General features: G+C 71.9%; 16 protein-coding genes and 1 pseudogene. 8 read left to right on the top strand and 9 right to left on the bottom strand.

All coding sequences use genetic code 11. From position 1 onward, the window contains the following. Nucleotides 1-3 precede the first annotated feature (3 nt). Complete coding sequence (gene clpB, locus I6G21_RS02190; protein ID WP_064725150.1) at nt 4-2,610, top strand: ATP-dependent chaperone ClpB; 2,607 nt, start codon at nt 4-6, stop codon at nt 2,608-2,610. Nucleotides 2,611-2,819: 209 nt separating this feature from the next. On the opposite strand, the gene I6G21_RS02185 is transcribed toward clpB, so the two are convergent. Together I6G21_RS02185 and I6G21_RS02180 are read right to left on the bottom strand one after the other, a co-directional pair. Continuing rightward, nucleotides 2,820-4,163 (bottom strand): MFS transporter, encoded by a 1,344-nt coding sequence (locus tag I6G21_RS02185; protein ID WP_224799672.1) that lies wholly within the window; start codon nt 4,161-4,163, stop codon nt 2,820-2,822. A gap of 44 nt (nt 4,164-4,207) precedes the next feature. Beyond that, on the bottom strand, nt 4,208-5,458 hold the full coding sequence (locus tag I6G21_RS02180) for an alpha-hydroxy acid oxidase (RefSeq protein ID WP_224799673.1): 1,251 nt from the start codon (nt 5,456-5,458) through the stop codon (nt 4,208-4,210). Nucleotides 5,459-5,599: 141 nt separating this feature from the next. On the opposite strand from I6G21_RS02180, the pseudogene I6G21_RS02175 reads away from it, so the two are divergent. Then, a pseudogene (locus tag I6G21_RS02175) lies at nt 5,600-6,536 on the top strand (Sir2 family NAD-dependent protein deacetylase). A gap of 141 nt (nt 6,537-6,677) precedes the next feature. Beyond that, the gene (locus I6G21_RS02170) at nt 6,678-6,884 is read left to right on the top strand and encodes a DUF3073 domain-containing protein (protein ID WP_058730662.1); all 207 of its coding nucleotides are present in this window, start codon (nt 6,678-6,680) and stop codon (nt 6,882-6,884) included. A 167-nt stretch (nt 6,885-7,051) separates the two neighbouring features. On the opposite strand, the gene purM is transcribed toward I6G21_RS02170, so the two are convergent. The 5 genes from purM to purF all read right to left on the bottom strand — a co-directional run bounded on the left by purM (nt 7,052) and on the right by purF (nt 11,713). Next, a complete protein-coding gene (gene purM / locus I6G21_RS02165) occupies nt 7,052-8,212 on the bottom strand; it encodes a phosphoribosylformylglycinamidine cyclo-ligase (protein WP_100464147.1) in 1,161 nt (386 codons plus the stop codon). 75 nt (nt 8,213-8,287) lie between these two features. Beyond that, on the bottom strand, nt 8,288-8,710 hold the full coding sequence (locus I6G21_RS02160) for a hypothetical protein (protein WP_129357705.1): 423 nt from the start codon (nt 8,708-8,710) through the stop codon (nt 8,288-8,290). Continuing rightward, the gene (locus I6G21_RS02155) at nt 8,711-9,115 is read right to left on the bottom strand and encodes a sterol carrier family protein (protein ID WP_100464144.1); all 405 of its coding nucleotides are present in this window, start codon (nt 9,113-9,115) and stop codon (nt 8,711-8,713) included. Then, nucleotides 9,115-10,197 (bottom strand): asparaginase, encoded by a 1,083-nt coding sequence (locus tag I6G21_RS02150; protein WP_129357706.1) that lies wholly within the window; start codon nt 10,195-10,197, stop codon nt 9,115-9,117. Before I6G21_RS02150 ends, I6G21_RS02155 begins: the two co-directional genes overlap by 1 nt. A 1-nt stretch (nt 10,198) precedes the next feature. Continuing rightward, the gene (purF, locus tag I6G21_RS02145) at nt 10,199-11,713 is read right to left on the bottom strand and encodes an amidophosphoribosyltransferase (protein ID WP_129357707.1); all 1,515 of its coding nucleotides are present in this window, start codon (nt 11,711-11,713) and stop codon (nt 10,199-10,201) included. A gap of 195 nt (nt 11,714-11,908) precedes the next feature. On the opposite strand from purF, the gene purD reads away from it, so the two are divergent. Both purD and I6G21_RS02135 read left to right on the top strand, forming a co-directional pair. Continuing rightward, on the top strand, nt 11,909-13,201 hold the full coding sequence (gene purD, locus I6G21_RS02140) for a phosphoribosylamine--glycine ligase (protein ID WP_129357708.1): 1,293 nt from the start codon (nt 11,909-11,911) through the stop codon (nt 13,199-13,201). 90 nt (nt 13,202-13,291) lie between these two features. Further along, on the top strand, nt 13,292-14,215 hold the full coding sequence (locus tag I6G21_RS02135) for a phosphoribosylaminoimidazolesuccinocarboxamide synthase (protein WP_064725146.1): 924 nt from the start codon (nt 13,292-13,294) through the stop codon (nt 14,213-14,215). A 159-nt stretch (nt 14,216-14,374) separates the two neighbouring features. Here the strand turns inward: I6G21_RS02135 and I6G21_RS02130 are convergent, their stop codons facing one another. Beyond that, nucleotides 14,375-15,151, bottom strand: a complete 777-nt coding sequence (locus I6G21_RS02130; protein ID WP_061225340.1) for a FadR/GntR family transcriptional regulator — start codon at nt 15,149-15,151, stop codon at nt 14,375-14,377. A gap of 255 nt (nt 15,152-15,406) precedes the next feature. Next, complete coding sequence (locus I6G21_RS02125) at nt 15,407-17,071, bottom strand: L-lactate permease (RefSeq protein WP_061225341.1); 1,665 nt, start codon at nt 17,069-17,071, stop codon at nt 15,407-15,409. 410 nt (nt 17,072-17,481) lie between these two features. On the opposite strand from I6G21_RS02125, the gene I6G21_RS02120 reads away from it, so the two are divergent. Genes I6G21_RS02120 through I6G21_RS02110 form a run of 3 tightly spaced genes read left to right on the top strand, consistent with a single transcriptional unit; the run spans nt 17,482 to nt 20,674 of the window. After that, nucleotides 17,482-18,282, top strand: coding sequence for a (Fe-S)-binding protein (locus I6G21_RS02120; RefSeq protein ID WP_058731550.1), 801 nt, complete (start codon nt 17,482-17,484; stop codon nt 18,280-18,282). A 7-nt stretch (nt 18,283-18,289) separates the two neighbouring features. Then, complete coding sequence (locus I6G21_RS02115; RefSeq protein WP_129357709.1) at nt 18,290-20,014, top strand: LutB/LldF family L-lactate oxidation iron-sulfur protein; 1,725 nt, start codon at nt 18,290-18,292, stop codon at nt 20,012-20,014. 9 nt (nt 20,015-20,023) lie between these two features. Next, entirely contained in the window at nt 20,024-20,674 is a 651-nt protein-coding gene (locus tag I6G21_RS02110; RefSeq protein WP_058731556.1) for a LutC/YkgG family protein, read from the top strand. The last annotated feature ends 171 nt before the right edge of the window (nt 20,675-20,845 follow it).

Below are 20,845 nucleotides of genomic sequence, written 5' to 3'. Positions count from 1 at the left end.
GCCATGGACACCCGATTCACCACCCAGAGCCAAGAGGCTCTCAACGCCGCGAACATGAACGCGCAGACCGCGGGCAACCCGCAGATCGAACCCGCGCACCTGCTCAAGGCCCTGCTGGACCAGCGCCAGTCCGTGGCCGTGGCCGTCCTGAAGTCCCTCGAGGTGGACGTGGACGCCCTGTCCGAGCGGGCCTCGGCCGCGATCAAGGCCCTGCCCGCCGCCTCCGGATCCTCGGTGGGCCAGGCCCAGTTCTCCCGCCAGTCCCTGCGCGTCGTGCAGGGCGCGCAGCAGGCCGCGCAGCAGCTCGGGGACCAGTTCGTCTCCACCGAGGTGCTGCTGCTGGGCATCGCCCGGCTGGGCTCGGAGGACCCGGCCGCCGCGGCCCTGTCCCGGGCCGGGGCGGGGGCCGCGGCCATCGAACAGACCATCCCCGACGTCAGAGGAGGACGCACCGTGGACACCCCCGATCCGGAGGGCACCTTCCAGTCCCTGGAGAAGTACGGCACGGACCTGACCGCCGTCGCCCGCGAGGGCAAGCTGGACCCGGTCATCGGCCGGGACGCGGAGATCCGCCGCGTCATCCAGGTGCTCTCCCGGCGCACCAAGAACAACCCGGTGCTGATCGGCGAACCCGGCGTCGGCAAGACCTCCGTGGTGGAGGGCCTGGCCCAGCGCATCGTCTCCGGGGACGTCCCGGAGACCCTGCGCGGCAAGACCCTCATCAGCCTGGACCTCGGCTCGATGGTCGCCGGCGCCAAGTACCGCGGCGAGTTCGAGGAGCGGCTCAAGGCCGTGCTGGACGAGATCAAGAAGTCCGAGGGGCAGGTCATCACCTTCATCGACGAGCTGCACACCCTCGTCGGGGCCGGCGGCGGCTCCGACGGGTCCATGGACGCGGGCAACATGCTCAAGCCCATGCTGGCCCGCGGCGAGCTGCGGATGATCGGGGCGACCACCCTGAACGAGTACCGCGAGAACATCGAGAAGGACGCCGCCCTGGAGCGCCGCTTCCAGCAGGTCTACGTCGGCGAGCCCTCCGTGGAGGACACCGTCGCGATCCTGCGCGGACTGAAGGAGCGCTACGAGGCGCACCACAAGGTGCAGATCGCCGACTCCGCACTGGTGGCCGCAGCCAACCTCTCCCACCGCTACATCCAGGGTCGCCAGCTGCCGGACAAGGCCATCGACCTCGTGGACGAGGCCGCCTCGCGCCTGCGCATGGAGATCGACTCCGCCCCGGAGGAGATCGACGCGCTGCGCCGCCAGGTGGACCGGATGACCATGGAGGAGCTGGCGCTGAAGAACGAGACCGACGCCGCCTCCCAGGACCGGCTGGCCACCCTCCAGCAGGAGCTGGCCGACCGGCGCGAGGAGCTGGACGCCCTGAACGCCCGCTGGGAGGCGGAGAAGGCCGGGCTGAACCGCGTCGGGGAGATCAAGAAGCAGGTGGACGAGCTGCGCTCCGCGGCCGAGGTCGCCCAGCGCGAGGGCAACCTCGGGGAAGCCTCCCGGCTGCTGTACGGGGAGATCCCCGCCAAGCAGCGGGAGCTGGAGGAGGCCCAGCGGGCTGAGGAGCAGACCGAGGCCGGGGACACCATGGTCTCCGAGGAGGTCACCGCCGATGAGATCGCGGACGTCATCTCCGCCTGGACGGGGATCCCCGCCGGGAAGATGCTGCAGGGCGAGAACGAGAAGCTGCTGCACATGGAGGCGGAGCTCGGCAAGCGCCTGATCGGCCAGCACCGCGCGGTGCAGGCCGTGGCCGACGCCGTGCGCCGCTCCCGGGCGGGGGTCTCGGACCCGGATCGGCCCATCGGCTCCTTCCTGTTCCTGGGCCCCACCGGCGTCGGGAAGACCGAGCTGGCCAAGTCCCTCGCGGAGTTCCAGTTCGACGACGAGCACGCGATGATCCGCATCGACATGTCCGAGTACGGCGAGAAGCACACCGTCTCCCGGCTGGTCGGCGCCCCTCCCGGGTATGTCGGCTACGACGAGGGCGGGCAGCTGACCGAGGCCGTGCGGCGTCGGCCCTACTCCGTGGTGCTGCTGGATGAGGTGGAGAAGGCTCACCCGGACGTCTTCGACATCCTCCTGCAGGTCCTGGACGACGGCCGCCTGACCGACGGGCAGGGGCGGACCGTGGACTTCCGCAACGTCATCCTGATCATGACCTCCAACCTGGGCTCGCAGTTCCTGGTGGATCAGACCCAGGAGGAGCAGAAGAAGCGCGAGGCCGTGATGAACGTGGTCAACGCCTCCTTCAAGCCCGAGTTCCTCAACCGGCTGGACGACATCATCATGTTCGACCCGCTGACCACCGAGGATCTGGGGCGGATCGTGGAGCTGATGATCGAGGCGATGGCTCAGCGCCTGCAGCAGCGGCGCCTGACCCTGGACGTCACCCCCGCGGCCAAGGAGTGGCTGGGCCTGACCGGCTACGACCCGGCCTTCGGTGCCCGCCCCCTGCGCCGCCTGGTGCAGAAGGAGGTCGGGGACCGCCTGGCCAAGGGCATCCTCGCCGGGCAGATCTGGGACGGGGACACCGTGCGGGTGGACGTGAACCCGGACGTCGCCGAGGACGGCCTGACGGTCACCTCCGAGCGCGCCTGACCCCCGGAGGCCCCGCGAGACGGCGTTCTCGTACCCACCTCCCACCGAGACGGCGCTTTCGTTCCCAGAAATCGGATTCTTGGGAACGAAAGCGCCGCCTCGGCGCAGGTGGGCGGGGGAATGGGAACGGGAGCGCCGTCTCGGTGCACCCGAGGGCCGGACGTGCCCGGGAATCCCCGGACATGCCGGCCCCGGGACGCCCGCCGGCCCTACGCCCCCGGCGTCGCCGGGTTGTTGCCGCGGCCGCGGGCCAGGACCATGGCGGCCACGGTCACCGCGAAGCACACGCCCATATACCCGGCGGCCGGGCCGACGGCGCCGTCCGCGGTCTGCAGCAGCCAGGCCACGATCATCGGGGTGAAGCCCGCGACCAGCGCCCCGCTGGTCTCCCGGGCCAGGGCGGTGCCGGTGAAGCGGGTCTCGGTGGGGAACAGGTTCGCCACGAACGCGCCCTGCGGGCCCGAGGTGCAGGAGAGCACCACGCCGTAGGACACGCACAGCACGCCCAGGCTCGCCGCCCAGCTGCCCGAGGTCAGGCCCAGGAACAGCGGCACGGCGAACAGCGCGCCGGCCACCGCCCCGAAGCCCATGACCTTCGCCGCGCTGAACCGGTCCGCGGCCAGACCCGCCACCGGGGAGAGCAGGACCCCCAGGATCGAGGCCAGCAGCACCGCCGTCAGCGCCTGCTGGCGTTCCAGTCCGCCGTAGGTGGTCATGACGGTGATGGAGACGATGGAGATGATGTAGTTGTTGGCGTTGTGTCCGGTCACGGCCATGAAGCCCAGCACCACGCCCTTCCAGTCCGTGCGCAGCACCTCGCCCAGCGGGGTGCGTCGGGCTTCGCGGCGCTGCCGCTGAGCGGCCATCGCCGCCCGGTACTCGGGGGACTCCTCCAGGCGGGTGCGGATCCAGATGGCCAGGGCGAACAGCACCACCGAGACCAGGAACGGCAGCCGCCAGCCCCACCCGAGGAACGCCTCCTGCCCCAGCCCGGCCACGGCCAGGAAGCTCAGGATCGCGATCGCCGAGCCCGCGGCCGGCATCGAGAGCACCAGGGAGGTCCAGAAGCCGCGTCGGGCCGGCGGGGTGTACTCCGCGACGAGGGTCAGCGCCCCGGTCAGCTCGGCCCCGGCTCCCAGCCCCTGGGTGAAGCGCAGCAGGATCAGCAGCACCACCGCCCACACCCCGAGGCTCTGGTGGGTGGGCAGCAGCCCGATCCCCACCGTGGAGACCCCCATGATGAGGATGGTCAGCAGCATCGCCGGCTTGCGTCCGCGCCGGTCCCCGAGGTGCGCGATGAGCACTCCGCCCAGCGGCCGGGCGACGAAGCCCACCGCGAAGGTCGCGAAGGCCGCCACCGCCTGCCCGCCCTCCAGGCCCCCGAAGAACAGCGGGCCGATGACCAGGGACGCCGCCGCCCCGTACAGCGCGTAGTCGTACCACTCCACGAGCGTGCCGATCATGGACGCGATCAGCGCCCGCCCGGCCCCGGGGCGCAGCCCCGTTCGTCCCACCTGCTCGACGCCCGCTCCAGTGCCAGTACCAGCGCTCACGTCCGCCCCCGCCCCGGGCGCGGGCCCTCCTCCGACGACGCGGCTCACGCGCTCCTCCAATCCAGGGCCACCATCTCCGGGGTCAGCTCCGCCATCCGGGCCACGCCCATCAGCTGCATCGTGCGCACCATCTCGGAGCGGAAGATCTCCAGGGCCCGGGCCACGCCCTCCCCGCCGCCGGCCATCAGCCCGTACAGGTAGGCCCGCCCGATCATCGCCGCATCCGCGCCCAGGGCCACCGCCGCGACGACGTCGGCCCCGGACATGATCCCGGTGTCCACCAGCACGGTCGGCTCCGGCCCCAGCCGACGGCGCACCTCCGGCAGGGTCAGCAGCGGCACCGGCGCCCGGTCCAGCTGGCGCCCGCCGTGGTTGGACAGCACGACGCCGTCGGCCCCGGCGGCCACGGACTGCTCGGCGTCCTCGGGGGTCTGCACGCCCTTGATCAGCAGGGTCCCGGGCCACTGCTCGCGCAGCCAGGCCAGGTCCCGGAAGGCCAGGGTGGGGTCGAACAGGGACCCGATCGCCTGGATGGACTGGGACCCGGAGCCGAAGTTCGTGAAGCCCAGGGGCTCGGTGGTCAGGAAGTTGATCCACCACTCCGGGCGCCAGGCCGCATCTAGGAACGTCTTGGCGGTCAGCTGCGGCGGGAAGGTCATGCCGTTGCGGGTGTCCCGGTGCCGGGCCCCGGTCACGGGGGTGTCCACGGTGACCATCAGCGTGTCGTACCCGGCGGCGTGGGCCCGGGCCACGAGGTCCTCGGCGATCCCGCGGTCCTGTCCGGCCAGGTACAGCTGGAACCAGCGGCGCCCGTCGGGCCCGGCCTCGGCCACCTCCTCGATGGTCGCGGTGCCCATGGTGGACAGGGTGAAGGGGATGCCCGCGGCGTGGGCGGCCCGCACCCCGGCGGTCTCGCCCTCGCTGTGCATCATCCGGGTGAAGCCGGTCGGGGCGATGACCAGCGGCATCGCGCTCGCCGCGCCGGCCACGGTGGTCTGTGGGGTCACGGAGCCGACGTCGCGCAGCACCTGCGGGCGGAAGGCCAGCTCGTCGTAGACCTGCCGGGCACGGCCCAGGGAGATCTCCCGCTCCGCGGCGCCGTCGACGTAGTCGAAGGGCCCGGTGGGGGTGCGACGCTTGGCGATGCGCCGCAGGTCCCACAGGTCCGCGGCCTTGGCCAGGCGTGCGGCCCGGCGGTCCAGGGTGGGCTTCTGCAGGTGCAGGTAGTCCCGCAGGGTCGGCAGATCGGGCAGGCGACGGCGCAGGGGCGCCAGGCGCGGGCTGTGCAGGGGCACGGTGGGGCCTTTCCGGGACGGTGATCGGGTTGTCCCCGACTGTAGTGATCCGCGAGATATCCGCCCATTCGTTGCGTCGCGTCGCCCAGATGACGCCGGGTCCCGACGTCGCGGTGCGGCCGGTCTGCGTAGGCTGGGCCCGTGACCTCCTCCTTCCCCGCCGCTGCGGGGGCCGCCCACCGGGCCGCCCTGCGCTCGATCGCCCGCGTGGTCGAGGAGACGGCCCGCCCCACGGAGCCCGCGGCCGCGCTGGCCGGGATCGTCGGGCTGCTGCGGGCCGGCGGGGTGCTGGTGCTCACCGGGGCGGGGGTCTCCACCGACTCCGGGATCCCGGACTACCGGGGACCGCGCGGCTCGCTGCGGCGGCACCGGCCGATGACGTACCAGGAGTTCCTGCACGATCCCGACGCCTCCCACCGGTACTGGGCCCGCTCCTTCGTGGGCTGGCGGATCATGGACCGGGCTCGTCCGAATCCCGTGCACCACGCCCTGGTGGAGCTGGAGCGGGCGGGCATGCTCAGCGGGATCATCACCCAGAACGTGGACGGGCTGCACCGGGCCGCAGGCTCCCGGACCGTGCTCCAGCTGCACGGCGGGCTGGATGCGGTGGCCTGCCTGGACTGCGGGCACCGCGAGGACCGTCGGGCGCTGGATGAGCGCCTGGCGGCGGCGAACCCGGGGTACCTGGAGCGGATCCGGCTGGATCCGCGCGCGGTGAACCCTGACGGGGACGTGGAGCTGTCCGAGCAGCAGATCGCGGGCTTCCGGATGGTCGGGTGCCCTGTGTGCGGCTCCGTGCGGCTGAAGCCCGACGTCGTGTACTTCGGCGAGTCCGTGCCGCCCGAGCGCAAGGCGCGGGCGCGCCAGATGGTCCGGGAGGCCCGGGCGCTGCTGGTGGCCGGGTCCTCCCTGGCGGTGATGAGCGGGTACCGTCCCGTCCTGGACGGGTCTGGCCCGCGGTCTGCCGCTGGCGGTGATCAACGGCGGACCGGGGCGGGCCGATGCCCGGGCGGACATCCTGTGGCGCACCCGGGTGGGGGAGGCCTTCGGCGAGATCCTGGACGCCCTGCCGCTGTGAGCGGCGGCGCCCCGTCGCGCGTGGGCACGGGCTGGACAAACCATGTACCCTGGGATCACGACAGAACTGACAGGGATCCGGGGTCGCAGTGTGCGCTCAGCGCGGCTGCGCCCGGAGTGAGCGATAAGAGGGGGTCACGCCATGGGGCGCGGCCGTCAGAAGGCTAAGGCAACCAGGCAGGCGCGGGAGATGAAGTACTACTCCCCGCAGACCGACTACACGGCGCTGGAGCGGGAGCTGACCGGTGCCAAGAAGTCCGACCGATCCGCGGACCGCTCCGGCGGCGCGCGCGAGGAGTTCGCCGACTACGAGGATCCGTACGCCGAGGAGTACGACGAGCGCGGCTGAGCGCCCGTCACCCCCGGCCAGCGGGCGACGTCCCCGGCAGCACGGACGTCACACCCCGCAGCCGCATCGGCAGCGCGAGGGCCCTGGAACCGAGCAGGTTCCGGGGCCCTCGCGCGTCGTTCGCGGGTTCGGCACGCTGCGCGTCGGCAGGTGCCGGATCGATGGGCTTACGCGTACTCGCCGAGCAGGCGCACTGCGCCGCCGTCCACGCCCTTCGCGCCCTGCACATAGTCCGGGTCCTCCAGGTCCGCAGCGGCAGGGGCCTCGCCCTGCTCCACGGTGCCCATGACCCAGGCGTCCACGCCGCGCTCGCCCAGGTGCGCCACCGCCTGATCCGCGACGGACGGGTCCACCACGGCCACCATGCCCACGCCCAGGTTCAGGGTGCGCTCCAGGTCCGCCTGCGGGACCTTGCCCAGCTGCCCGATGACCCGGAAGATCGGCGGGATCCGCCAGCTGCTGCGATCCACCCGGGCCTCCAGACCCTGCGGCAACACGCGCGCCAGGTTCGCGGCCAGCCCGCCGCCGGTCACGTGGCTGAAGGCCCGCACCCCGGTGCCCAGCCCGCCGTCCTCATCCAGCACGGGGAAGGTGCGGGCCAGGTCCAGCACGTCCGCGGCGTAGACCCGGGTGGGCTCCAGCAGCTCCTCGCCGAGGGTGCGGCCGAACTCGGAGACCTCCCGGTCCAGGGACCACCCGGCCACGTTCACGACCTTGCGCACCAGGGAGTACCCGTTGGAGTGCAGCCCGGAGGAGGCCATCCCGATCAGCACGTCGCCGGCCCGCACCCGGTCCGGGCCGAGCAGCTCGTCGGCCTCCACGATGCCGGTGGCGGCCCCGGCGACGTCGTACTCCTGCGGGCCCAGCAGCCCCGGGTGCTCGGCGGTCTCCCCGCCCACCAGGGCCGTGTCCGCCGCGGAGCAGGCCGCGGCGATCCCGCGCACGATCCCGGCGATCCGCTCCGGGACCACCTTCCCGCAGGCGATGTAGTCGGTCATGTACAGCGGCTTCGCGCCGACCACCACGATGTCGTCCACGACCATGCCCACCAGGTCCCAGCCGATGGTGTCGTGGATCTCCAGGGTCTGGGCGATCGCGACCTTGGTGCCCACCCCGTCCGTGGAGGTCGCCAGGTAGGGCTTGCGGTAGCCGCGCAGCGCGGAGAGGTCGTACAGCCCCGCGAAGCCGCCGACCCCGCCGACCACCCCGGGCCCGTGCGTGGCCTTCACGGCCTCCTTCATGAGGTCGACGGCGCGGTCCCCGGCCTCGACGTCCACGCCGGACTCGGCGTAGGTCAGGCCGGTCTCGGGCTGCTGGGTGTCTGCCATGTGGTGTCCTTCGGGTCGGTCCTCCCCGCGCGGGGGAGGGGCGTGGATCGGATCCGGTCGTCGGGAGGGGGGGTGTCAGTTCAGGGGCTGGCCGTGCTCGTCCACGGGCACCGCCCGGTAGCGGCGCACCCTCTTCTTGGAGCGCCGGTCCAGGATCAGGCCGATGATCGCGCCCACCAGGGCGCCGGCGGTCCCGAAGATCACGGCCATCATGCCGAAGATCGCGCCCAGGGTGTAGGCCTGGTCCACCGGGCCCAGCAGCGTGGAGAACAGGGCCACGACCAGCCCCACGGCCACCCCGACCAGCAGGAACGCGATCACCGACGGGGCCCGGCGCACCTCGAAGGCCTCCACCGGCTCGGCCCCCGCGCGCTCGGGGGTCGCCTCATCATCCGCGGCGGGGCGGACGGTCTCGACGTCGTTCGCGGCGTCGGCGTCCGGGGAGCCCGCGGGGGAGGAGGACTGCGGGGAACGGGGGGCGGAAGGGTGCTGACTCATCTACCCCAGGGTACCTTTCCGGGCCCGCCGCGCGGCGGCGCGGGTCGCGAACAGCGGCAGCAGGGCGGAGAGGTCGCTGCGGTTGCCGGAGGCGTCCACCGCGTGCTCGGCGCGGGCCTGCCCCCAGGTCAGGGAGCCGGTGGCCAGACCTAGCCACACCGGGGCCGGCATCTCCACGACGTTGGGCGGGGTCCCGCGGGTGTGCCGCGGACCCTCGATGGCCTGGGTGACCCCGAAGGGCGGGACCCGGACCTCCACCGAGTTGCCCGGGGCGCGGTGGGCCAGCTCCTCCAGGGCGTAGCGCACGGCCGTGGCCACCGTGGAGCGCCCGGCCCCCTCCGGGTCGGCCTCCCAGGCGCGCACCGCCGCCAGCCCGGTCTCGTCCGAGATCCGCCGGGCCGCCATCAGGCCTCCTGTCCCGCGTCGTCGGCGGCCTGGCCGGCATCCGCGAAGCCCTGGTCGGCGTCGCCTGAGCCCTGCTCGGCGTCGTCGAAGGCCGCACCCAGGCGGATCGCGCCCACGGGCTCACCGCCGCCGGTGATCGGATGCAGAATCTTCCCCAGCACGGCCTCCACCGCCGCCCCGGGCAGGTGCCCGGCACCGGCCAGCAGGGTCAGGGCCGTCAGGGTGGCCGGGCGGGAGGAGCCGTCCAGGACCTTCACGGCAGCCGCCGCCCCCTGCGGGGTGGCCACGCACAGCACCCCCTCGGCGCCGAGCTTCGCGATGACGTCCAGCCCCTCGATGACCACCGTGTTGGGCTCCCCGTGGCCCTGGACCATCTCCGGGTAGTCCACCATCGCGGTGGCCAGGGTCGCGGTGCGGGCGTCCTCCCCGATGTTGCGGATCGCGGCACCCAGGCGGGCGTAGCCGCGGGCCAGCCCGGTCAGGGTGATCGCAGGCAGCGGCGCACCGCACCCGTCCACCCCCACCAGCGCCGGGGCGTCCCCGGTGAACTCCTGCACGGTCTCCAGGACCAGCCGCTGCAGCGGGTGGTCCGGGTCCAGGTAGGAGGCGGTGTCCCAGCCCCGCACCGCGCACGCCCACAGGAACGCCGCGTGCTTGCCCGAGCAGTTCATCGCCAGGGCCTGCTTCCCCTCGCCCCGCTCGCGCAGCCGGTCCCGGGCGTCCTCGTCCTTCGGCCAGGCCGGCGGGCAGCGCAGATCCTTCGGGGACAGCCCGGCCGCGGCGAGCATCCCCGCCGCGGTGCGCATATGCTCCAGGGAGCCGGTGTGCGACCCCGCCGCGATCGCCACCTGCGCGCCGACCAGCGGCGCACCGGCCTTCATCGCCGCGATCGCCTGGAAGGGCTTGAGCGTGGAGCGGGGGAACAGCAGGGCGTCGGGATCGCCCAGGCGGCGCGAGACCGCGCCGTCGGGCTCCACCACCACGGCCGAGCCCACGTGCCGGGACTCCACGAAGCCGCTGCGGGTGACCACCGCCAGCTCGGCCGCCGCAGCGGACTCGACGGTCTCCAGGGGCTGGCTCATCTCAGGACTCCTGCTCCGCGGCGACGTAGTCGAGGTACTCCGGGGTGATGTCCCCGGTGATGTACTCCCCGGTGAAGCAGGACATCTCCAGGTCCGCGATGTCCGTGGACTCGGTGATCGCCGTGCGCATGTCCTCCACCCCCAGGTACACCAGGTGATCGCAGCCCAGGATCTGCCGGATCTGCTCGATCGAGCGGTCATGGGCCACCAGCTCGCCCGCGGTGGGCATGTTGATCCCGTACACGTGCGGGTAGCGCACCGGCGGGGCCGCGGAGGCGAAGGTGACCTTCTCCGCGCCCGCCGCGTACGCCATCTCCACGATCTCCTTGGACGTGGTCCCGCGCACGATCGAATCGTCCACGATGAGGATCCGCTTGCCGGCGAACTCGCTGGGCAGGGCGTTGAGCTTCTGGCGCACGGACTTCCGGCGCACCTCCTGCCCGGGCATGATGAACGTCCGGCCCACGTACCGGTTCTTGTAGAAGCCCTCCCGGTACTCCTTACCCAGGGAGTGGGCCACCTCCAGGGCGGCCGGGCGCGCCGAATCCGGGATCGGCATCACGACGTCGAAATCCTCGTCCGGGACCTGGCTGCGGATGGTCTGGGCGAGCTTCTCGCCCATGCGCAGCCGCGCCTCGTACACCGAGATCCCGTTCATCACCGAATCCGGGCGGGCCAGGTAGACGTACTCGAAGGCGCACGGCACCAGGGTGGTCTCCCGGGCGCACTGGCGCGAGTGCAGCGTGCCGGACTCGTCGATGAACACCGCCTCGCCCGGTTCGATCTCCCGCACGATCTCGTACCCCCCGGCATCGAGCACCAGGGACTCCGAGGCCACGACCCACTCCTGCTCCGGCAGCCGCTGATCCATCCCGTAGGTCTCGCGGTAGGTGCGCGCGGCCTGCGCGGTCTGCTCCGTGACCGGCCGGCGGCCCAGCACCAGCGGGCGGATGCCGTGCGGGTCCCGGAAGGCCAGCAGCCCGTGACCGGCGATCAGGGCGATCACCACGTAGGCCCCGCGGATCCGGGCGTGGGTCTTCATCACGGCGTCGAAGATCCCGGAGGCGTCCAGGTGGCGCCGGCCCACGTTCTCCTGCAGGGAGGCCGCCAGCACGTTGAGCAGCAGCTCCGTGTCCGAAGAGGAGTTCAGGTGCCGGAAGTCCCGGCGCTTCATCTCATCGGTCAGCTCCCGGGTGTTGGTCAGGTTCCCGTTGTGCACCAGCACGATGCCGTACGGGGCGTTGACGTAGAACGGCTGCGCCTCATCCAGGTTCACCGCGCTGCCCTTGGTCGCGTACCGGACGTGGCCCAGGCCGATGTTGCCCACCAGCTCCCGCATGTCCCGGGTGCGGTAGGCCTCCCGGACCTGGCCCACCTTCTTCTGCAGGTGCAGGGTGCGGTCCTCCGCGGTGGCGATGCCGGTGGAGTCCTGCCCGCGGTGCTGCAGCAGCAGCAGCGAGTCGTAGACCTGCTGGTTGACGGGACCGGCCGAGAAATGGCCGACGATTCCACACACGGGCGCTTCGCTCCTGGGGTTCGCGGTGAGGGGGTGCGGCGTCCCGGCCGGGGTGTGATCCGTGACGCCGCAACGAGTATCCCACCTGCGCGGGGCGGATGCGATTCGCGTCGCGCGGTGGTCGTTCCGTGGTCGAGGCGCGGCCGTGGGCGGCGGGCGTCCTGCGCACCGTTATCGATTCGTTACCATTGGGCCATGAAGGTTCTGGTCCTCGGCGCCGGCGGGCGCGAACACGCGATCATCACCGCGCTGCTGCGCGATCCTGCCGTCACCGAGGTGCACGCCGCCCCCGGCAACGCCGGGATCGCCCGCGTCGTGCCCGTGCACCGCATCGACCCGTCCTCCCCCGAGCAGGCCACCGGACTGGCCGAGGACCTCGACGCGGACCTCGTCGTCATCGGCCCCGAGGCCCCGCTGGTCGCCGGGGTGGCCGACGCCCTGCGCGAGGCCGGGATCCCCGTGTTCGGTCCCGACGCCGCCGCGGCCCGGCTGGAATCCTCCAAGGCCTTCGCCAAGGAGGTCATGGTCGAGGCCGGGGTGCCCACCGCCGAGGCTGCCGTCGCCCGCGACCTCGAGGAGACCCGCGCGGCCATGGACCGCTTCGGCGCCCCCTACGTCATCAAGGACGACGGGCTGGCCGGCGGCAAGGGCGTGGTGGTCACGGAGGACCCCGCCGCGGCCGAGGCCCACGCCGCCGCCTGCTTCGAGGCCGGCTCCGCCGTGGTCATCGAGGAGTACCTGGACGGCCCGGAGGTCTCCCTGTTCGTCCTGTGCGACGGCGTCCACACCGTTCCGCTGAGCCCCGCCCAGGACTTCAAGCGCATCGGAGACGACGACGCCGGACCCAACACCGGCGGCATGGGCGCCTACACCCCGCTGCCCTGGCTGCCGGAGGGCTTCACCGACGAGGTCGTGGCCGCGGTGGCCCAGCCCGTCGTGGACGCGATGGCCCGGCGGGCCACCCCCTTCGTCGGCGTCCTGTACTGCGGGCTGGCCGTCACCGCCCGCGGCGTGCGGGTCATCGAGTTCAACGCCCGCTTCGGGGACCCCGAGACCCAGGCTGTCCTGGCCCGGCTGCGCACCCCGCTGGGGCAGCTGCTGCTCAGCGCCGCCGAGGGGGAACTGGACCCGGACCAGAAGCTGCGCTGGGACCTGCGCCCGGCCGTCGACGTCGTGATGGCCGCCGAGAACTACCCCGGAACCCCCCGCACCGGGGATGAGATCACCGGGCTGGCTGACGCCGAGCAGCTGCCCGACGTCACCGTCCTGCACGCCGGAACCGCCGAGCAGCCCGACGGCGTCGGGAACACCCGCGTCGTGACCGCCGGTGGGCGGGTGCTGGCCGTCGTCGCCCTCGGGGAGGACCTGGCCGACGCCCGCGCCCGCGCCTACGCCGGGGTGGAGGCGATCTCCTGGCCCGGCGAGCAGCACCGCACCGACATCGCCCGCCGCGCCGCCGAGGGACGGATCACCATCCCCGCACCCTGACCCGAACCGCCGCCCCGCTCGATCCCCGAGCGGGGCGGTCTCCGCATCCGCACCCCGCATCCCACGCCCCCACGCACAGGAGTCCACCGCATGACCGCTGAGTCCATCGCCGTCCCCGGCTGGCGACACATCTACTCCGGCAAGGTCCGGGACCTCTACGTCCCCGAAGACGGCGCCGACCTGTCCGGCTCCTCCTTCTCCGACACCGCCGAGATCCGCGCCGGGGCGGTGATGGTCGTGGCCTCGGACCGCATCAGCGCCTTCGACCACGTGCTGCCCACCCTCATCCCGGACAAGGGCAAGATCCTCACTCAGATGTCCGCCTGGTGGTTCGAGCAGCTCGCGGACATCCCCAACCACGTGCTGACCCTGGACGTTCCGGAGCAGGTGGCCGGGCGAGCCATGATCTGCAAGTCCCTGTCCATGTTCCCGGTGGAGTGCATCGCCCGCGGCTACCTCACCGGCTCCGGGCTCAAGGAGTACCAGGCCCATGGGACCCTGTGGGGCCGGCCCCTCCCCGAGGGTCTGGCCGACGGCTCGCGCCTGGAGACCCCGGTGTTCACCCCCACCGGCAAGGCGGAGGTCGGCGAGCACGACGAGCCGATCAGCATCGAGCAGGTCAACGAGGCCGTGGGGCAGGCCATGGGGGACCGGCTGCACGAGCTGACCCTGCAGATCTACACCACGGCCGAGCGGATCGCCCGGGAGCAGGGGATCATCCTCGCGGACACCAAGGTGGAGTTCGGCCTGGATTCCTACCGGGGGGAGGTGACCCTCGGCGACGAGGTGCTCACCCCCGATTCCTCCCGCTTCTGGGACGGGGCCCAGTGGGAGCCGGGCCGCCCGCAGGCCAGCTTCGATAAGCAGTTCGTCCGGGACTGGCTGACCTCCCCGGAGTCCGGCTGGGATCGGCAGGGTCCGCCGCCGGAGCTGCCGGGCGACGTCGTGGAGATGACCCGCGGCCGCTACGTCGAGGCCTTCGAGCGCCTGACCGGCACCGAGTTCACCCCGTAGGGGAGGCGGGGCGCCCGTCCTGCGCTCCGCCGCGCTCTGCCCCTCCCCGCGCCCCCTTCCGGCGCGTTGGGGAGGGGTTTCGGTGTGTGGGAGCGTTCTCGTGGCTCCCAGACGTCGGAAACGCTCCCAAACCCGGGGGAGAGGGCGGCGGGGCTTGTGTCAGGCGGGGGTCGGCCAGGCGGTGGCGTGGAACCAGGAGATGTGCTCGGCGACGGCGGCCGCGGCCTCCTCCGGGCGGGCCCGCTCCACCGCGGCCAGGATCCGGCGGTGCTGTACCTGCAGCCGACGCCGCACCCCCGGCCAGTCGTCCAGGCGCAGCACCCCCTCCTGCACGTAGCCGACGGTGGCCTGGCGCAGGGAATCCAGGATCGTGGTGACCACGATGTTCCCGCCCAGCGAGCTGATCAGCAGGTGGAAGGCGGCGTCCTGCGCGTGGAAGCGCTCATCCGGAAGTCCAGGATCGTCCAGCTCCGCCAGCAGGTCCGATGCCTCCGCCAGCAGGGCCGTGGTCCGGGCGAGCCGCTCCTGGTCGGCGGCCCCGTCCTCGACGGCGTCGGTGGCCTCACCATCGCGGGCGACACCGACGGTGCGGGCGGCGTCGGCGGCCGCGCGGGATTCCAGGGTGATGCGGGTGGCCACCACGTCCGGCACGGGCAGGGATCGGGAGGCCAGGTGCATCCGCAGCCCCCACCCCAGCGCGGCCGAAGGCTCGGAGATCACCACGGCCCCCGCGTTCGGACCGGAGCCCACCCCGGAGCGCACCAGACCCATCGCGTCCAGCACCCGGATGGCCTCGCGCACCGAGCCGCGGGAGATGCCGAAGCGCTCGGCCAGGCTGCGCTCGGAGGGCAGCCGCTGCCCCACCCGCAGCTGCCCGGTGCGCAGCCCGGTCTCGAGCCAGGTCAGCACGACGTCGTAGGTGCGGCTGGCGGGCATCTGCCGCCTCCTCTCCGGATCGGTTGGTCGATGGGATCAGTGGGACCGGCTGGTCGGCGGGGCCGGCCACGGCGGCCGACCGGCTGGATCGGAGGCACCGGCAGCTCCGCCGGACCGGCGAGCCCGCCCGGACCAGCGAAGCCCGGCTGGGACGCGGGCGCCCCGCCCGACCCACCACCCCGGCCGAAGCCGGAGGGTCGGGGCCGGTGCGGGGCGCTGGCAACGGGGCGCGCGCGGCGGGGGCCCGGCGTCGGCTTACGGGATCATCCAGGCCAGGGCGTGGGACTGCAGGAACACCAGGACGCAGATGATCAGCAGCAGGCCCACGGACCACGGGAACACGGCCTTGAAGATCTCCGACTCCTTGCCCTCCATCTTCACGGAGGTGGCCGCGATCGCCAGGGACTGCGGGGAGATCATCTTGCCGACCACACCGCCGGTGGTGTTGGCCGCGACCAGCAGGTTCGGGTCGATCCCGGCGTTGGTGGCCGCCGTGTGCTGCAGGTTGGCGAACAGCGCATTGGCGGAGGTGTCCGAGCCGGTCACGGCGGTGCCCAGCCACCCGAGGATCGGGGACAGGAAGGCGAAGGCCCCGCCGAGGGAGGCCAGGTACACGCCCACGGAGACGGTCTGCCCGGAGAAGTTCATGACGTAGGCCAGGGCCAGCACCGCGATGATGGTCAGCGCGGACCAGCGCATCCGGTGGAAGCACACCCCGATCTGGGCGAGGGCCGGGCCCATCCCGAGGCGGTAGCGGCCGTTCTCGGTCCAGATCGTGTAGATGATCGCCACGAGGATCCCGGAGATCAGCAGCATGGTGCCGGGGCTGGAGAGCCAGCTGAAGGTGTAGGTGGTCCCGGAGATCGGCTCCCCGGCGGAGGTGAGGATGCGCTCGTGGATCACGGGCCAGTGGATCTTCAGGTCCGTGGCCGTCAGGGCCGCGGGCACGTCCACCCCGAGCTTCCACATCTTGCCGATCGCGAAGACGACGACGACCAGCAGGTACGGCAGCAGCGCCATCCACACGCGCACCGGGCGCAGGGTGGTGTCCTGCGCGGCCGGGCCCACGCCCAGGCGCTCGCGGAAGGCCTCCGCGCCGCGGGGCTTCCAGATCTTGAGGAACAGCACGGCCACGCCGAGGGAGACGAGGCAGGCGACGATGTCGGTCAGCTCGTAGGAGAAGTGGGTCGCGGACCACCACTGGGCCACGGAGAAGGACAGCCCGATGACGACGGCGGCCGGCCAGCCGTCCTTCACGCCCTTGAACCCGTCCAGCAGCAGCAGGAGGATCAGCGGCACGAAGAACGCGACGAAGGGGGCCTGGTGTCCGACGATCGCGCCGATCACGGCCGGGTCCTCGTTGGTGAGGGTCCCTGCGGTGGTGATGGGGATGGCCAGGGCGCCGAAGGCGACGGGGGCGGTGTTGGCCAGCAGCACGACGACGGCGGCCTTCAGGGGCTTGACCCCCAGGGCCATGATCATGGTCGCGGTGATGGCCACGGGCGCGCCGAAGCCGGCCAGGGCCTCCAGCAGCCCGCCGAAGCAGAAGGCGATGAGGATGGCCTGGATGCGCAGGTCCCCGCCGCCGATGCGGTCGAAGGTCAGGCGCAGGTCCTCGAAGCGCCCGGACTTCACCGTGAGCTCGTAGAACCACAGGGCCATGACGATGATCCACACGATGGGGAACGCGCCGAAGGCTCCGCCCTGGGTCGCGGTGATCAGGGCCAGGTCCAGGGGCATGCCGAAGCCGAGCCAGGCGACCAGCAGGGCCGCCAGCAGCGCGGTGAGCGCGGAGGTGTGGGCCCGGGCCTTCACGCCCAGCAGCATGATGAAGAAGGTCAGCAGCGGGATCAGCGCCACGAGGGCGGACAGCCCGGGGGAGCCGCCGACGGCGTCGGTGGCGGCGGTGAAGGTGTTCACGCGGACTCCTTGGGTCTGGATCGGAGGTCGCGAGCGCACCGGGACGGGCGGCGTGGCCGCAGCGTCGCTGGTGCGGTCGGTGGACTGGAAGGGCCGTCACGGTGGATTGTGTCTCACCTAACAGCCGGTGGTCGGACCACAGCTTACTCGATCACGCCGCCCGGGCCAACTCCGGTGCGCGCGGATGACCTCGGGCCCGCTCCGACCGCACGGAGACGTGCATCCCGGAATTAGGCAAAGAAAAGCTGATCTAATGTCGCCGGTGAACTTCCCGAGAAATCGCACACAGAGTTTCCGACGGCGACACACCGTCACTATCGTGTTAAGGGACAAGCCCCATCCCGCCGCCTGCCGCGCGCCGCCGTCGACGCCCCGCCGGCCCCGGGAGATCCACCGGAAACGGAGAGACCATGCGGATCGCCCTCTTCTCCACGTGCATCGTCGACGCGATGTATCCCCGCGTCGCCCGCGCCACCGTGGACATCCTCGAACGCCTCGGCCACGAGGTCGTCTTCCCCCCGGGGCAGACCTGCTGCTCCCAGATGCACGTCAACAGCGGCTACTTCGATGACGCCTACCCCGTGGTGAAGAACCACGTGAAGGCCTTCTCCGCCGCGGACTACGACGTCGCCGTCGCCCCCTCGGCCTCCTGCGTGGTCTCCCTGAACCACCAGCAGGGCATGGTCGCCCGCCACGCCGGGGACGAGGAGACCGCGCAGCGGGCGGAGGAGATCGCCGGACGCACCTTCGAGCTGTCCAAGCTGCTCATCGACGTCCTGGGCATCACCGACGCCGCCGAGCAGCTGGGTTCGTACTTCCCGCACGAGGTCACCTTCCACTCCTCCTGCCACGGGATGCGGCTGATGAAGCTCGGCTCCCGGCAGTCGGACCTGATCAAGACCGTGGAGGGGGTGCAGTTCAAGGAGCTGCCCAACCTGGAGGAGTGCTGCGGCTTCGGCGGGACCTTCTCCTTCAAGAACGCGGACACCTCCGGGGCCATGGCCGCGGACAAGCTCAAGAACATCGAGAAGACCGGCGCCTCGATCTGCGCCGGCGGGGACGTGTCCTGCCTGATGAACATTGGCGGGGCGGCCCTGAAGGAGAACAAAGACATCACCACCGTGCACTTCGCGGAGATCCTGGCCAGCACCCGGGAGCACCCGCTGGAGGTCACCGGACGCGTCGCGATGCAGGGCGCAGGGAGGAACTGAAAACACCATGACCGTCACCCAGCTCGGCATGCCCACCGTGCCCCCGCACGGGCAGGGCAACATCTTCGCCGAGGAGTCCTTCACCCACCACGCCGCCCGGGATCTGCACGATGAGACCATGCGCGGGAATCTCAACTTCGCGATGAGCAAGATCCGCACCAAGCGGGCCACCGTCGTCTCCGAGATGCCGGACTGGCAGCACCTGCGCACCGCCGGATCCGAGATCAAGCAGAACGTGCTGGCCCGCCTGCCGGAGCTGCTGGAGCAGTTCGAGGAGAACTTCACCGCCCGCGGCGGGCACGTGCACTGGGCGCGCGACGCCGAGGAGGCCAACCGCATCGCCCTGGACCTGATCCGCGAGCAGGGGGTCACGGAGGTCTCCAAGATCAAGTCCATGGCCACCCAGGAGACCGGGCTGAACGAGTACCTGGAGGCCCACGGGATCGAGGCCGTGGAGACGGACCTGGCCGAGGAGATCGTGCAGCTGGGCCATGACAAGCCCTCGCACATCGTCGTCCCCGCGATCCACCGCAACCGCAGCGAGATCCGGGACATCTTCAAGAAGGAGATCCCCGGGGTCCGGAAGGACCTCTCGGACGATCCGGCCGAGCTGGCCGAAGCCTCCCGCAAGAGGCTGCGCCGGAAGTTCTTCGAGAACAAGGTCGCGGTCTCCGGGACCAACTTCGGGGTGGCCGAGTCCGGGACCCTGACCATCGTGGAGTCCGAGGGCAACGGGCGCATGTGCCTGACCCTGCCGGACACCCTGATCACCTTCATGGGTATCGAGAAGGTCATCCCGCGCTTCGAGGACCTCGAGGTGTTCCTGCAGCTGCTGCCGCGCTCCTCCACCGGGGAGCGGATGAACCCGTACACCTCCCTGTGGACCGGGGTGACCCCCGGGGACGGCCCGCAGAACATGCACGTGATCCTCATCGACAACGGCCGCACCGCGGTGCTCAAGGACGAGCTGGGCCGCCAGGCCCTGCACTGCATCCGCTGCTCCGCGTGCCTGAACGTGTGCCCGGTGTACCAGCGGGCCGGCGGACACTCCTACGGCTCCGTGTACCCCGGACCCATCGGGGCGATCCTGTCCCCGCAGCTGGGCGGCATCGAGGCGGAGGCCAACAACTCCCTGCCCTACGCCTCCTCCCTGTGCGGGGCCTGCTACGAGGTGTGCCCGGTGAAGATCAACATCCCGGACATCCTGGTGCACCTGCGCGGCAAGGACATCGACGCCCAGCACGGCAAGGGCGAGGAGGGCACCAAGCGCGGCCTGCCCACCCAGATGGACGGCATGATGGCCGGGGCCCGGGTGGCCTTCGGCTCCGGGAAGGTGCTGGGTCTGGCGGAGAAGGCGCTGCCGGCCGGGCGCGTCGTCGCCGGGAAGGACCAGCGGATCGACAAGCTGCCCGGGCTGGTCGGCGGCTGGACCAAGTACCGCGACATCGACACCCCGCCGAAGGAGTCCTTCCGGTCCTGGTGGAAGAAGAACCGCGGCAAGGCCGCGGCCCCGCGTCCGGCCTCGGAGCGGGTGGACGTGGAGGAGCTGATCCGCGCCAACCGCGGCAAGGCCGAGGCCCTGCACGAGCAGCAGGCGAAGCGCTACGCCAAGGACCAGGATGACTACACCCGCCTGATGGCCTCCGAGCGGGTGGCCATCCAGCGCTCGCAGGCGAAGGGGGATACCGTGGCCGACTACGCCCGCGGCACCGAGGAAGACTACGAGGCCTAGGAGGACATGGTGAGCGACGCGAAGAGCGAGATCCTGGCGCGGATCCGCACGGCCCTGGCGGACAACCCGACCCCGCCGGAGCCCACCCGGGACTACCGGCACACCTCCTCGGCGAGCCTGAAGGACCGCCGGGAGCTGCTGGCGGACCGGCTGATCGACTACAAGGCGCAGGTGCACGAGGCCACCGAGGACACCATCGCGACGACGATCGCGGACCTGCTCGGGGACCGGGCCCGGTACGTGGTGCCCACCGGGCTGAAGTCCGAGTGGCTGCCGGAGGACACGGCCACCCGCACCCGCTTCGTGGACTCCGGGAACACCGAGAAGTCCGGGGCGCTGAGCAACAAGGAGCTGGATGCGATGGATGCGGTGGTGACCTCCTCCACCGTCTCCTGCGCGGAGACCGGCACCGTGTTCCTGAACTCCAACCCGGACGAGGGGCGTCGGGCGATCTCCCTGATCCCAGACCACCACATCTGCGTGGTCCCGGAGGAGACCATCGTGGAGATCGTCCCGGAGGCCTTGGCCCGGGTGGATCGGGCGCACCCGGTGACGATGTTCTCCGGGCCCTCGGCGACCTCGGACATCGAGCTGCAGCGCGTGGAGGGCGTGCACGGCCCGCGGCGCCTGGACGTGATCCTGCTCGGCGCGAAGAGCTGAGCCGACGGGCTGACGCGAAGGGCTGAGCCGATGACGGTGCGGTGACCGACCGGTCGCCGCACCGTCTCCTTCTGTCCCCGAGCCGGTGGATCTCGCCCCGGCTGTCGCCGGAGCATCCACAGCCGCCCCGTCAGCACGCGGGTCCGCGCAGGAGAGCCTTCGACGCCGTCC

It is taken from the genome of Rothia kristinae (assembly GCF_016028855.1).
Classification (GTDB): domain Bacteria; phylum Actinomycetota; class Actinomycetes; order Actinomycetales; family Micrococcaceae; genus Rothia; species Rothia kristinae.
Note: the sequence above shows the minus strand (reverse complement) of the source record. Positions and strands in the feature narration are given on the sequence as shown.